General features: G+C 33.5%; 15 protein-coding genes. 1 reads left to right on the forward strand and 14 read right to left on the reverse strand.

Going from position 1 to position 14,204, the window contains the following annotated elements; all coding sequences use genetic code 11:
- Positions 1-18: 18 nt before the first annotated feature.
- The 4 genes from Q0997_RS12645 to Q0997_RS12660 all read right to left on the reverse strand — a co-directional run bounded on the left by Q0997_RS12645 (position 19) and on the right by Q0997_RS12660 (position 5,013).
- Positions 19-2,070, reverse strand: coding sequence for a thiamine pyrophosphate-dependent enzyme (locus tag Q0997_RS12645; RefSeq protein WP_299889416.1), 2,052 nt, complete (start codon positions 2,068-2,070; stop codon positions 19-21).
- A 218-nt stretch (positions 2,071-2,288) separates the two neighbouring features.
- Positions 2,289-3,356: a branched-chain amino acid aminotransferase gene (locus tag Q0997_RS12650; protein ID WP_299889418.1), complete on the reverse strand. Its 1,068-nt coding sequence runs from the start codon at positions 3,354-3,356 to the stop codon at positions 2,289-2,291.
- 12 nt (positions 3,357-3,368) lie between these two features.
- A complete protein-coding gene (locus Q0997_RS12655; RefSeq protein WP_299889419.1) occupies positions 3,369-4,703 on the reverse strand; it encodes a dihydrolipoamide acetyltransferase family protein in 1,335 nt (444 codons plus the stop codon).
- Positions 4,696-5,013, reverse strand: coding sequence for a GIY-YIG nuclease family protein (locus Q0997_RS12660; RefSeq protein ID WP_299889421.1), 318 nt, complete (start codon positions 5,011-5,013; stop codon positions 4,696-4,698). The genes Q0997_RS12655 and Q0997_RS12660 overlap by 8 nt, the downstream gene beginning before the upstream one ends.
- A 240-nt stretch (positions 5,014-5,253) precedes the next feature.
- On the opposite strand from Q0997_RS12660, the gene Q0997_RS12665 reads away from it, so the two are divergent.
- Positions 5,254-5,727, forward strand: a complete 474-nt coding sequence (locus Q0997_RS12665; protein WP_299889423.1) for an Lrp/AsnC family transcriptional regulator — start codon at positions 5,254-5,256, stop codon at positions 5,725-5,727.
- Positions 5,728-5,730: 3 nt separating this feature from the next.
- On the opposite strand, the gene Q0997_RS12670 is transcribed toward Q0997_RS12665, so the two are convergent.
- The 10 genes from Q0997_RS12670 to Q0997_RS12715 form a co-directional block, all read right to left on the reverse strand.
- Positions 5,731-6,327 (reverse strand): transferase hexapeptide repeat family protein, encoded by a 597-nt coding sequence (locus Q0997_RS12670; RefSeq protein WP_299889425.1) that lies wholly within the window; start codon positions 6,325-6,327, stop codon positions 5,731-5,733.
- A 1-nt stretch (position 6,328) separates the two neighbouring features.
- Positions 6,329-6,667 (reverse strand): n-acetylglutamate synthase, encoded by a 339-nt coding sequence (locus Q0997_RS12675; RefSeq protein WP_299889426.1) that lies wholly within the window; start codon positions 6,665-6,667, stop codon positions 6,329-6,331.
- Positions 6,668-7,420: an enoyl-CoA hydratase/isomerase family protein gene (locus tag Q0997_RS12680; RefSeq protein WP_299889428.1), complete on the reverse strand. Its 753-nt coding sequence runs from the start codon at positions 7,418-7,420 to the stop codon at positions 6,668-6,670. It lies immediately after the preceding gene.
- Between the two features lie 52 nt (positions 7,421-7,472).
- Positions 7,473-7,757, reverse strand: coding sequence for a GIY-YIG nuclease family protein (locus tag Q0997_RS12685; RefSeq protein ID WP_299889430.1), 285 nt, complete (start codon positions 7,755-7,757; stop codon positions 7,473-7,475).
- Positions 7,758-7,850: 93 nt separating this feature from the next.
- The gene (paaZ, locus tag Q0997_RS12690; RefSeq protein ID WP_299889432.1) at positions 7,851-10,397 is read right to left on the reverse strand and encodes a phenylacetic acid degradation bifunctional protein PaaZ; all 2,547 of its coding nucleotides are present in this window, start codon (positions 10,395-10,397) and stop codon (positions 7,851-7,853) included.
- A 7-nt stretch (positions 10,398-10,404) separates the two neighbouring features.
- Complete coding sequence (locus Q0997_RS12695) at positions 10,405-11,007, reverse strand: short chain dehydrogenase (protein ID WP_299889434.1); 603 nt, start codon at positions 11,005-11,007, stop codon at positions 10,405-10,407.
- A gap of 2 nt (positions 11,008-11,009) precedes the next feature.
- Positions 11,010-12,215 (reverse strand): 3-oxoadipyl-CoA thiolase, encoded by a 1,206-nt coding sequence (gene pcaF / locus Q0997_RS12700; RefSeq protein ID WP_299889436.1) that lies wholly within the window; start codon positions 12,213-12,215, stop codon positions 11,010-11,012.
- A 103-nt stretch (positions 12,216-12,318) separates the two neighbouring features.
- Entirely contained in the window at positions 12,319-12,732 is a 414-nt protein-coding gene (locus tag Q0997_RS12705) for a hotdog fold thioesterase (protein WP_299889438.1), read from the reverse strand.
- A 4-nt stretch (positions 12,733-12,736) separates the two neighbouring features.
- Positions 12,737-13,051, reverse strand: a complete 315-nt coding sequence (locus Q0997_RS12710) for a hypothetical protein (protein ID WP_299889440.1) — start codon at positions 13,049-13,051, stop codon at positions 12,737-12,739.
- The gene (locus Q0997_RS12715) at positions 13,035-14,204 is read right to left on the reverse strand and encodes a 3-hydroxyacyl-CoA dehydrogenase NAD-binding domain-containing protein (protein WP_299889442.1); all 1,170 of its coding nucleotides are present in this window, start codon (positions 14,202-14,204) and stop codon (positions 13,035-13,037) included. The genes Q0997_RS12710 and Q0997_RS12715 overlap by 17 nt, the downstream gene beginning before the upstream one ends.

A 14,204-nucleotide genomic window follows, 5' to 3' on the forward strand; every position in this document is an offset into this window, starting at 1 on the left:
TAATGAAATATACGAAAACTAATAATTAAGCAATGTCTCTATTTTATTTTTCACTTTTTCAGTAGAAGGAATCATGGTTTGCTCTAAAGTTGAGTTTAGTGGAATAGCTGGCATATTCTCACTACCAATTGTCATAATAGGTGCATCTAAATACCTAAAACACTCCTCTTGAATTTTTCCAGACAATGCTCTTGCAAAACTATTATTAGAAGGTTCTTCTGTAACCACTAAACATTTCCCAGTTTTCTTAACAGATTTCATAATAGCATCCTCATCCAAAGGAAATAAAGTACGCAAATCTATCACTTCAATTTGATCTTTCATTCCTAACTCTTCAGACGCATTCATAGCCCAATGTACTCCCATTCCATAGGTAACAATAGTTAATGTTTCTACATTTTCTTGTTTCCATATTTCTTGCAATATCCAAGCTTTTCCAAAAGGTAGCACATAATCTTCGCTTGGCTCGACTGATGTTGCTCCCTGAGTTCCTGGAACTTTAGACCAATACAACCCTTTATGTTCTAAAATAACAACTGGATTAGGATCGTGATAAGCAGCTTTCATTAAACCTTTTAAATCGGCGCCATTACTTGGATACGCTATTTTAATTCCTCTAATATTTGTAATAACACTTTCTACAGAAGATGAATGATATGGTCCGCCACTGCCATATGCACCAATTGGCACTCTAAGAATCATGCTTACAGGCCATTTACCATTACTTAAATAACAACTTCTACTTACTTCTGTAAACAATTGATTTAAACCTGGCCAAATATAATCTGCAAACTGTACCTCAACAATAGGTTTTAAACCAACAGCACTCATACCTACAGTAGACCCAACAATAAAGGCTTCTTGAATAGGTGTATTAAACACACGATCGTCTCCAAATTTCTGAGCTAAAGTTGCTGCTTCTCTAAATACACCTCCTAACCTACCTCCTACATCTTGTCCATATAGCAAACATTCTTTATGTTGTTTCATTAGTTCTTCGACTGCAAATAATGCGCAATCAACCATAACTACTTTTTCAGCACCTTTTGGTGAACGTTCTCCTTTTTCTTCCGTTATTGGAGTAGGCACAAAATCATGTGTGAATAAATCTTTAGGTGTTGGATCTTCTGCTTTTAATGCTTTTTCAAAATCAGATTGCACTTTACTTTTTGCAGAATCTTCTATAGCATCCACTTCCTTTTCTGAAAAACCCGCAGCTATTAATTGTTGTTTTAAAACTGGATATGGATCTCTAGACCTTGCTTCATCTAAATCATCACGATACCATTCCATTCGCACACCAGATGTGTGATGATTCAATAATGGTACTTTAGCATGAACTAAAAAAGGTCTACGTTCTGTACGTATTGTTTCTATTACTTTTTCTAGAGCATTATAACTTTCGGTAAAATTAGCGCCATCAATTGAAATAGCATCTAATCCTTTAAATCCTTCTGCATATTCAAAAGCATTTTGCGCCCTAGTCTCTGCTGCATTTGCAGAGATATCCCAGCCATTATCTTGTACTAGATATAAAATTGGCATTTGCTTTAAAGCGGCCATTTGAAATGCTTCTGCTATTTCTCCTTCGGTAACTGAAGCATCTCCTAATGAGCACACTACAAAAGGTAACTCCTTAAGCGTTTTATCATCTAGACCTTGTAGTTCTTTATATTGCATTCCCATAGCAACTCCTGTTGCTGGAATTGCTTGCATACCAGTTGCAGATGATTGATGTGGAATTTTTGGCTTGTCATCATCTTTCAAGCTAGGATGAGAATAATAAGTACGCCCACCCGAAAATGGATCTTCTTTTTTTGCTAATAACTGCAACATTAAATCATACGGCTCTAAGCCAAATGATAATAACATAGCATCATCTCTATAATATGGAAAAGCATAATCTTGAGGCAATAATTGTAATCCTAAAGCTATTTGAATCGCTTCATGTCCTCTAGATGTTGCATGGACATATTTCGAAACTTGTTTAAAATTAGCTTCATATAATTCTGCCATTGCTTTCGCAGTACAGAGCTTTGAAAATCCTTTTTCTAAAATACTTTTTTTCATCTTTATATTTATGCGTCAGTTCGAGTGAAATTACTTTTTGTAATTTTGTATCGAGAACCTTTTAAAAGACTTCTCGATACAATTCTCCTTTCGTCGAATCACTCGAAGTGACGTTTTTTAATGGTTTTCTTTAAGCGTTAGGGATTAAACGGTCTGCTTGAGCTCCTCGCAGAGAGCGAGTAGTGAAAGCCCGACCTTTAGGTAACGCCCAAATTATATTAAGCTAATTCTTTTTCTACTTTTATCATCCAACCAAACTTATCTTCTACTTTTCCAGTCTTTATAGCATTTAAAGTATTATTAACATCTAATCCTACTGGACTTTCATTAGAGACATGTATAGTTTTACCTTCTACTCCAATCTCTTGAATGTAAGCTATACCAACCGCAGTTCCAGTACCGAAAGCTTCTTCTAAAACACCATTTTCACTAGCTTCTTTTATCTCATCTAAGGTTATAGCTTTTTCAATAACTTCATAGCCTTTATCTCTTAACACATCTATCACACTCATTCGGGTAATACCATCTAATATAGAACCATCACGTTTTGGTGTTATCATTTTTCCATCAATTTTGAAGAAAATATTCATAGTACCAACTTCTTGAATGTATTTATGTTCTATTGCATCTAACCATAATACTTGATCGTATCCTTTTGCTTTCGCTAATTCTGTTGGACGAATAGCTGCAGCATAATTCCCAGCAGCTTTTGCTTCTCCAGTACCTCCATTAGCAGCTCTTATGTATTTTTTTTCTGCCCATAATTTAATACGATTACTAAAAAATGGTCCCGCTGGTGAAGCCATAATAATAAATTTATAATGTGTAGCTGCACGCATACCTATAAATGGTTCATCTGCATACATAAACGGTCTTAAATACAAAGCGCTCCCATCTGCAGGAGGAATCCAACTTCGTTCTATATCTACTAATTGTTTTAAACCTTCTACAAATAAATCCTCAGGAAAATCAGGCATTCCCATTCTATCTGCACTTGTGTTTAATCTAGTAGCATTTTTATTAGCTCTAAATAACATTGGATTACCTTCTCCATCTACTGTAGCCTTCATCCCTTCAAAAATTGCTTGCCCATAATGCAATGCCATTGCTGCTGGGTGTGTAGGAATTAATGCTAAAGGTTCTATTCTTGGGTTTATCCACTCTCCATTATCATAATCACATATAAACATATGATCTGTAAAAGTGGTTCCTAATGGGATGTTATTAAAATCTAAAGTATCAACTTTAGATTGTGTGACTCTACTTATTGATATATTATGTGACATAACTATGTTATATTATATTTTTCTATTAGTATCAAATTGCTCAAAATAATCTGCAACGCGACGTACAAAACTTCCTCCTAAAAAACCATCTACGACTCTATGATCGAATGACAATGATAAATACATCATACTTCGAATCGCAATTTCATCTCCTTTCTCTGTCTCTATAACTTCTGGTCTTTTCTTTATAATTCCTAAAGCTAGTATAGCAACTTCTGGTTGGTTAATAATTGGGGTTCCCATAACGCTTCCAAAAGTACCTACATTAGAAATAGTAAACGTACTCCCTTTAATATCATCGCCTCCTAATTTATTTTCTCTGGCTTTTCCAGCCAATTCGTTTACATTAGCAGCAATTGTTTTTAAATCTTTAGTATCCGCATTTTTTACCACAGGAACAATTAAATTTCCACTTGGTAATGCTGTAGCCATACCTATATTTACATCTTCTTTTACGATAATATTATTACCATCAACAGATGCATTTATATTTGGAAAATCTTTAACTGCTTTTGCTACGGCTTCAACAAATAATGGTGTAAAGGTTAAACGTTGTCCATATTTTTCTTGAAAAGGGACTTTATTAGCATTTCTCCAATTAACCATATTAGTTAAATCTGCTTCAACATATGCTGTAACGTGTGGTGATGTATGCTTAGAATACACCATATGATCTGCAATCATTTGGCGCATTCTGTCCATTTCTATTACTTTGCCTTTTCCTTTATCAAAACTCAATTGAGGAATTCGATATGCTGTTGGATCTTTTTCTGCAATTGGCTGTGCAAACTTAAATGGCCGTCCTTCTTCTATATACTGAAATACATCGCTTTTACGTAAACGTCCTTCGTTTCCTGTTGCTGGAATACGTGCTAGCTCTTCAAAACTAATATGATGTTCCCGAGCAATTTTTATAATTAATGGCGAAAAAAAAGTATTAGAATTTGAAACACTAAATGCCTTAGATGCTTCATTTGAATTTGAAACAGGTTTTGGTCTTTTAATAGCTTTCTTCTTTTTCTGAGATTCTTGGCTACCACTCTTATTGACATCTTGTTTTTTTGATGCTTTCACTTCTTCCGTAACCTCAAGAATTGCCATTATTTCTCCAACAGGAACAACATCTTTAGCTTGAAATAATGTTTTAACCAACGTTCCTGAAGCTGGTGCTGGGACTTCATTATCCACTTTATCTGTTGCAACTTCAAGAATAATATCGCCTTCATTGAAGCTATCGCCTTCTGAAATTAACCAATTGATGATGGTTCCTTCTGTTATACTTTCGCCCATCTTGGGCATTTTAAGTTCATAATTTCCTGCGAAAGCAGGAATCTCTTTTTCACTCATTTCTAAACTTTTTTAAGTTTAAATTCCAATTCATACTAATATCAATCCAACTAGGGTTCATATCTTCAATTAACTCGATTTTCCAATCTCGTTTCCACTTTTTGAATCTTTTCTCTCTAATATTTGCTTCATCATCATTTTCAAACTCTTCAAAATACACTAGTTTATCACAATTATATTTAGCTGTAAATGATTTGGGGTATATTTTCAACTTATGCTCTTTTACTCTTTCTTCAATATTATCTGTTACTCCAATATAAATCGTTCCATTTGGTTTATTTGCCATTATATAGACATACCAGTGTTTCATTTTTATTTATTTAGAGATTCCTGCGAAAGCAGGAATGTTTCTCCCATCTTGGGCATTTAAAGTTGAAATTCTGCCAATATTTTTAATTTTAAAGAATTAAAATTAATCAATTTTAGCTTTTAAATACGTTAATATCTTCATATTAACCTATATATAGAATATTATTCTTACAAATTACTTTAATTAAGTTTTTAATTCTTTTTTACATACATTTACAGCCATATAAATAACTATTTTCTTATGCAGCATAATCTTGATAAAATAGACACAAAAATCCTATCTCTACTTCAACAGAATAGCAATAGGACAACAAAGAGTATTGCTACTGAATTAGGAATGACAACAACTCCAGTTTTTGAGCGTATTAAAAAATTGGAAAAACAAGGTTATATTAAAAAGTACGTAGCGGTATTAAACAATAAAAAAATAGGTTTAAAACAAACTGTTTTTATTGGTATAACACTACAGGGTCATACAAGAAGTTATCTTGAGAAATTTGTTAAGCAAATTAATAACTTCCCTGAAGTAATTGAATGCCACAGAGTAAGTGGCAACTTTGATTATTTACTAAAATTAGTTGTTGAAGATATTGAAGCTTATGAAACTTTTATTATTTCAAAATTAACACTATTACCTTATTTAGGGAATGTGCAAAGTTTAATTGCTTTATCTACCGGAAAAGAAACTAATGAAATTGATTTGAGCCGGGTTTAAGCACTACTTTTTAAAAGTATCCCTCAAAGTTTTATAAGCTTCTTCTTGAGTAGGTAAATTAGCTGGCACTTCTCTTAAGGGTTCAACTTCTTTTAATGTTTCATGGCAATCTGTTGGCAATTGCTGATATAACTCTGTGCCTTTCGTTTTCCAAGTAATCATTTCATCACTCACTTGTTTAATAATCTTTGCTGGATTACCAACTACTAAACTTCTTTTAGGAATAATAGTTTCTGCTTTTACAAAAGCCATTGCACCTACTATGCTTTCATCTCCAATTTCAGCATCATCCATAATAACAGTATTCATCCCAATAAGGCAATTTCGACCTAAATTAGCACCATGAATTATTGCTCCATGACCAACGTGAGCACTTTCTTTAAGTGTTATCGATTTCCCAGGAAACATATGTACTGTACAGTTTTCTTGGACGTTAACACCATCTTCTAAAATAATTTGTCCCCAATCTCCTCGAATTGCAGCACCCGGACCAATGTAACAGTTTTTACCAATAATAACATTACCTGTTACTGCAGCTAATGGATGTACAAAACTAGATTCGTGAACGACTGGTGTATAACCTTTAAAACTGTAAATCATATTATAATTCTTCTATTATTGAATTGCCTTTACTTTTATCTCCAGATGTCCATTGCCATTCTTCATGTAATCTAATTTTTCCATTTTTTAATATTTCAGGAGTAGATTTACATATACCTGTCATTATATTACCTTGATCATTTATCTGATGATATCTCATATCTATATCACCATTAGGTGAAACCAATCCTATAAGATGTCCTTCTACAATTCTCCCTCCTGAATATCTAGCTGTTAGTATATTTTCAGTTTGATTATAATGAAAAATAGTATCATCTGAAGTCTCACCATTACTAGTGTTTTTTACAGCTTTAAATTTTTTATCATTATAATTAAACATTTATTTAAATCCTTTTAATTTTTCTTTAGTAAATTCTGAAAGCACTAATCGCCCACTAGTTTGAGCACGTTCGGCTAACAAGTCATCCCAGTCATCTGTGCCTTTCCAGAATACCTTTTTCATCTCTAACATTGCTTCTGTATTATAAGTACACAAATGTTCTGCTGTAGCCTTAACTGCTTCATCTAATTCCTCGTTACTTTCAAAAACTTTAGTAAACAGCCCTTTTTGCATTGCCCATTCTGCAGGATAAAAAGAATTCGCATCGATTGCAATTTGCGACATACCACTTAAACCAATTTTACGTTCTATTGCAGGCCCAACTACAAATGGTCCAATTCCAATATTCAATTCACTTAGTTTTATTGCTGCATATTTAGAAGCCATACAGTAATCTGTTGCAGCTGCTAAACCTACGCCACCGCCAACTGTTTTTCCTTGAATGCGACCAATAATAAATTTTGGACATTTTCGCATCGCATTAATAACATTTGCAAAACCAGAAAAGAACACTTTCCCTGTTGCTGCATCATTTATATTAATCAACTCTTTAAAACTGGCTCCAGCACAAAATGTTCTATCTTTCCCGCTTTTTAAAACAATAACTTTAATACTATTATTATTTCCAGCATCAGTAATAGTCTGTGCTAATTTCGCCAATATATCTCCTGGCAAAGAGTTATGAGCAGGATGAAAAAACTCTATATATCCTACTTCGTTTTCTATATCTATTTTAACGTATGGGTCTGTCATCACGTTTACGTGTTCCCGTGAAAACGGGAAGCTTTTTAATGTTAAACTTAATTTATAATTCTTTATGCAAATCTATCCAATCTGGATTATTCTTTTCTATTAATTCAATTTTCCAACCTCTATTCCATTTCTTCATCTGTCGTTCTTTCAATCTAGCTTCCTTTTTAGTTTCAAATTCTTCAAAATAAATCAATTTATCTAAATTATATCTTGCTGAGAATGTAGTTGGATGCACTTTATTTTTATGTTGATATATTCTTCTTTTTAAATCTTTTGTTTCTCCAATATATAAAACACCGTCTTTTTTATTTGTTATTATATAGACGCAATGTTTCATATTTGTTTTCCTCTAAAACAATAGAGTTAGCAATTTAGTTTTTCTTTCAATTTTTAAGACTCCCGATTTCTCGGGAGTTTCGAGCAGTTTGATTTACTGTAGTAAATCAAACTGCTCGAAATGGTGATTCAAATGCTTGCGTTCCAACAAATACGATTCGTATTTATTTAACTCTCCAAAAACTAAATTCTTTAAAACCGCATCAGGATTGTCTTGAAAAAATGCTAAATATTTAAATCGTTGTTCTATAAATTTATCTTTTGCCGTTTGCAAATCTGGATACACCAAAGGTGCTAAGGTATCTTTCTCTAATAATGGGAAACTTGAATTTTGAGGGAATTTTTCAAAATTATACAAACTGTCATGTACTTTCTCTAATATCTTTTCAGGTGTAGCAATTTCGAAATCTTGGATTTCTCCACCTGCTATTTTGTATGTATACTCTAGATGTTCTAGCATATGCTGCGGAGTCATGATGCCCCATTTAGGCTTACTATCGTCCGAGAGTTTATTTAAACAAGCTTCTATAACTTCTGAAGTCATTTCTGCAAACACCTCTTGTTTCTTTTCTACCATTGTTAATATAGTAGCTATACATACTAATGGATCTTCTTTTTCTGCTCCAACTGGCAAAACAGCATTAGCTGCATCTACATTAGCATCAAAAATCTCTACATACCATTTTACAATTCCGCTAGGGTGTTCTTTACCTCTACTATCTCTATCTACCTTTTGTTTACATGTTAATCGTACATATAAAGTATCGTTATGATAAATAGGGCGTAAAAATCTTATTTCTTCTAAACCATAATTTGCAGCAACTGGGCCTTTATTAGGGTACACAAATAAACCTGCTGCCATAGAAATAATAAAATACCCATGAGCTGTTCGCTTTTCAAAAATACTTCCGTCTAAACTAGTTATATCTGTGTGTGCATAAAAATGATCCCATGTAATATTTCCAAAGTTAACAATGTCTGTATCTGTAATTGTTCTATTATGCGTTTTTAAGGACATTCCTGGCTGAATATCTTCCCAATGGTAAGCAAAAGGATGTTTTGGAGATGCTTTGTATGCTGCTTTTGGCTGATACATTCCAGTTATTTCAGTCAAAGTCGTTGGTGACCCTTGAATAGCTGTACGTTGCAAATAGTGCTTAATACCACGCATTCCTCCCATTTCTTCGCCGCCGCCTGCGCGTCCTGGTCCACCATGTACTAAACTTGGTAATGGAGAACCATGTCCTGTACTTTCTTTTGCCATTTCACGGTTAATAACCATAATACGTCCATGGTGACTTGCTGCATTTACAACATAATCTTTAGCTATTTTATCATCATTTGTTGCTATTGAAGACACTAATGATCCTTTACCCATTTGTGCCAATGTAATGGCTTCATCTAAGTTTTTATATGGCATTATGGTACTTACTGGACCAAAAGCTTCACGTTCATGAATAATAGTATTTTGAAAAGGATGATCTGCTCTTAATAATATTGGACTAATAAAAGCTCCTTTTTTAGCATCGGCTCCAATAGTTTCTATTCTATCTAAACTACCATAAACAATTTGCGCTTCTTTAGCTAAGTCATTAACAGAATCTCTAACTGCTTCAACTTGTTGTTTACTTACTAGAGATCCCATTCTTACTTCTTTTAGTCTTGGATCTCCAATAGTAACTTTATCTAATGCTTTTCCTAAAGCAATTTGAACATCTTCTACTCTATCTTCAGGAACAATGATTCGTCTAATAGCAGTACATTTTTGCCCTGCTTTAACCGTCATCTCCTTTCTTACCTCTTTTATAAACAAATCAAACTCTGGCGTTCCTGGCACTCCGTCTTCTCCTAAAATTGATGCATTTAAAGAATCGGCTTCCATTGTAAAAGGTACTGCTTCTTGAATAATTCTAGGGTGTGCTTTTAATAAACGCCCTGTTGATGCTGAACCAGTAAAGGTAACAACATCTTGAGATTCTACTGTATCTAAAATATTACGAACGGTACCATTTATAATTTGCAAAGCACCTTCAGGTAAAATTCCTGAGGCTATAATTTCTCTTGCTACAGCTTCTGCTAGATAAGACGAAGATGGTGCTGGTAGTACAACTGCAGGCACTCCAGCCATCCAATTTACCGCACATTTTTCTAACATGCCCCAAACTGGAAAATTAAAAGCATTAATATGAACCGCAACTCCTTTTTTAGGTACCATTATATGATGTGCCATAAAGCGTCCGCCACGCGATAAATCTATAGCATCACCTTCTACATGATACGATTGATTAGGAAACAATTTTCTTAAAGAAGCATTAGCAAATAGGTTACCAAAACCACCTTCAATATCAATCCAACTATCTACTTTTGTTGCTCCTGTTCTATAACTTAATTCGTAAAAGTCTTTTTTACGCTTTGTTAAGTACAGCGCCAAACTTTTAAGCATATTTCCACGCTCTTGGAAGGTCATTTTTCTAAGTACTTCTCCTCCTTTTGTTCTTCCGTAGTTTAAAATTTCCGGAATATCCAGACCTTCAATAGCTACACTTGTAAATGCATCTCCTGTTATAGCATCTAATACTGGAACACCTTCTTCTTTTCCTTCTGTCCATTGTCCTTGGACGTAATGTTGTATTTTTTTCATAATGTTATTATGCCATTATTCTTATTATTCTTCCTGTAATTTTTCCTTCAATAGACTTTATATAACCATCTACAATTTTATGCATTGGCACTGGTGTATTTCCAGGGAAATAATCTTTGTATTTTTCATAAGCATCTTCAACCAAATCTGAACTAACTGTGTTAATTCTAATTCCATGTTCTAGCTCTAAAGCTACTGCTTTCACAAAACTATGAATACCTCCATTTACCATAGCAGCACTTGTAGTCATATCTACTGGGTCGTCTGCTAAAATGCCAGTAGATAATGTAATAGATCCATTATGATTAAGATAATCTTTACCAATACGTACAACATTAACTTGTCCCATTAATTTACTTTTAATGCCTATATAAAAATCATCTTCAGATAAATTATTGAATTTATCCCATTTAGCATCACCAGCAATAGAAACAATAGCATCAAGTATACCAACCTGATCAAACATGGTCTTTAGAGATTTTGAGTCTGAAAAATCTACAGTAACATCTCCTGATGACCTTCCTGCAACAATAACTTGATGTTTTTGAGATAGTCTTTCGGTTACTTTTTTACCAATAGTTCCGTTTCCTCCTATTACTAATACCTTCATATTTATACACGTTCAATTATTGCTGCATAACCTTGTCCTACGCCAATACACATAGTAATTAACGCATAACGCTTTTGTTGTTCTTGTAATTCTAATGCCGCAGAATAAGCTATTCTAGCTCCAGTAACCCCTAATGGATGACCAATAGCAATTGAACCTCCATTTGGATTTAATCGCGCATCATTATCTGCTAATCCCCAAGCTCTAGTACAAGCCAATGCCTGAGCCGCAAAAGCCTCGTTTAACTCAATAACATCCATGTCATCCATAGTTAAACCTGCTTTTTCTAAAGCTTTATTAGACGCTTGTACTGGACCAATTCCCATAATTCTTGGCTCTACACCAACCACTGCAGAACTTACTATTCTAGCAATAGGCTTTAAATTATATTGTTTCACCGCTTTTTCTGAAGCAATAATTGTCGCAGCAGCACCATCATTTAATCCTGAAGAATTCCCAGCAGTTACACTACCACCTTCCTTTTTGAAGGCTGCTCTTAATTTACCTAAAACTTCTAAAGATGTTGTTGGTTTTACAAATTCGTCTTTAGAAAACTGTATTGGATCTTTTTTACGTTGCGGTATTTCAACTGTTACAATTTCTTTTGCCAAACGTCCATTCTCTTGTGCTTTAGACGCTTTCATTTGGCTCCAATGTGCAAATTTATCTTGATCTTCACGTGAAATATTATATTTCTCCACTAAATTCTCTGCGGTTACTCCCATTCCATCTGTTCCATATAACTTATGCATTTTAGAATTTACAAAGCGCCAACCAAATGTAGAGTCGTACATTTTAGAATCGCCACCAAATGCAGTAGATGGTTTTGCCATTACATACGGACCACGTGTCATGTTTTCAACTCCTCCTGAAATAAAAAGATCTCCATCTCCAGCTTTAATTGCTCGATTAGCATGAATGATTGCTGATAATCCTGAACTACATAAACGATTTACTGTCTCACCAGGAACTGTAAATGGTAATCCAGCCAATAATGATGACATTCTTGCCACATTACGATTATCTTCTCCAGCTTGGTTAGCACACCCCATTATAACATCGTCGTATGCTTCTTTTGGAATACTTGGATTACGTTTTACTATTTCTGAAATAACTAATGCTCCTAAATCATCTGTACGTACAGCTGATAAAGTTCCTTTGTAGTTTCCTATTGGCGTTCTGATGCCATCTATTATGTATGCTTCCATTTTTAAAATTGAAACTGAAATTGAAGTCGAAAATCGAATCTTCTATTTCAAATTAATATTTTATTTTTTATTAATAATCAACGATTTTTGATTTCTAAAGTCGCTAATCTTTATCTTCCCATTCTTTTTGAGTTCTATAAACCACACCTTTAAACAGTGCTACTAATTCTTCACCTCTTTTTACCTCTATAATATTAAAGCCTAGTTTATTATTTACTTTTTCAATGATGGATTCTGCTACTATATAATCACCTTCATTTAATGCTTCAATATGGTTAATACTTGTTTCAATGGAAACCGCATATTTACCATGTGTATTTGCCGCAAAACCAAAAGCAGTATCTGCTAACGAATAACTTATACCTCCATGCGCTTTATTCATACTATTGAGCATTTCTTTTCTAATAGTCATTGCGACTTTACAACGTCCTATTTCGCATTCAAGAATTTCTATACCCAACCAAGAGCTATAAGCATCTTGTGATAACATTTTGTATGGAATTTGTTCTCCTTTCAATTTTTTAATCTTTATAAATTTCAGCTACTTGTCTTAATGTTTTTGAATCTAAAATCCCTTTTAATTCTTTTTCATTCTCAAATTCAATAAGTAATCCAACATTTCTAGTTTTCACCTCATCAAGTGACAAATAAAATGGGATTGTAAAATAATCTACACCAATGATTTTTCTTGTTATAACGTTTTCTTTAAAATTAAACTTAAGATAATTTCCAGATTCTATCTTTCCATAGTATTTAGAATTTATGATTCCTGTAAGAACTAATTCTGTTTTAACTTTAAATTTATCTTCAATATTTATATCAAGAAACTTCTTCACTAAAAAATGTTTTATTTTCTCTATTTAGTTTACGCAATAATGGACTACAACGGTATCTATCTTCATGATACTCATTATATAACTCATCTAACTTAGACACGCACCAATCTATTCCTTTTTCGTCTGCCCAAGCCAATAATCCCTTTGGGTAATTAACGCCTTTTGTCATAGCATTATCGATATCTTCTGCTGATGCTATATTTAAGAACAAAGCATCTGCTGCTTCATTTATTAGCATGACTAAAACACGATTAAATATTTGCTCTGCCAACTCACTATCTTTAGTTGGCTCTGGTTTTATAGCTCCTTCAGAATAATCATAATATCCTTTTCCTGATTTCCTTCCTAAATAACCAGCCTCAGAAAAACGTTTTTGTGTAAATGCTGGTTTATATCTTGGATCGAAATAGAAAGCAGTAAACACAGTTTCAGTCACAGTATAATTTACATCATTCCCTATAAAATCCATCAATTCAAATGGTCCCATACGGAAACCACCAATTGTTTTTAAGCTATAATCTATAGTTGCAAAATCTGCCAAACCTTCTTCATAAATACGTAAGGCTTCACCATAAAATGGCCTTGCCACTCTATTAACAATAAACCCTGGTGTATCCTTCGCTACTGCAACCACTTTTTTCCAATTAGAAATGGTTTCTATTGATTTGTCTAAAACACTTTGCGATGTTTGAATAGCAGGAATAACCTCTACCAATTTCATTAATGGTGCCGGATTAAAAAAATGTATTCCTATACAACGCTCAGGTTTTTCTAAAGATGCAGCTATAGATGCTATTGATAAACTTGATGTATTAGATGCTATAATACAATCCTCTGACACATAACTTTCCAATTCAGAAAACACTTTTTTCTTAATCTCAAGATTTTCTATAATAGCTTCAATAGTTAAATTTGAATCTGCTAAATCTTTCAAGCTATCCACGTAAGATATATTGCCTTGAATTCTTAATTTTTCATCATTATCAATACGTCCTTTTACTATTAAACGCGATAAGATTTTTTCTAAAGCCGCTTTGGCTTTATCTAATGCATCCTGATTAGTATCATATAACTTTACTTTACAACCAGAAGTTGCAGCTACTTGAGCTATACCACTTCCCATTGTTCCGCCACCTATAATTCCTACGTTCAT

The organism is uncultured Lacinutrix sp., from assembly GCF_947500325.1.
In the GTDB taxonomy this organism is placed as follows: Bacteria; Bacteroidota; Bacteroidia; order Flavobacteriales; family Flavobacteriaceae; genus Lacinutrix.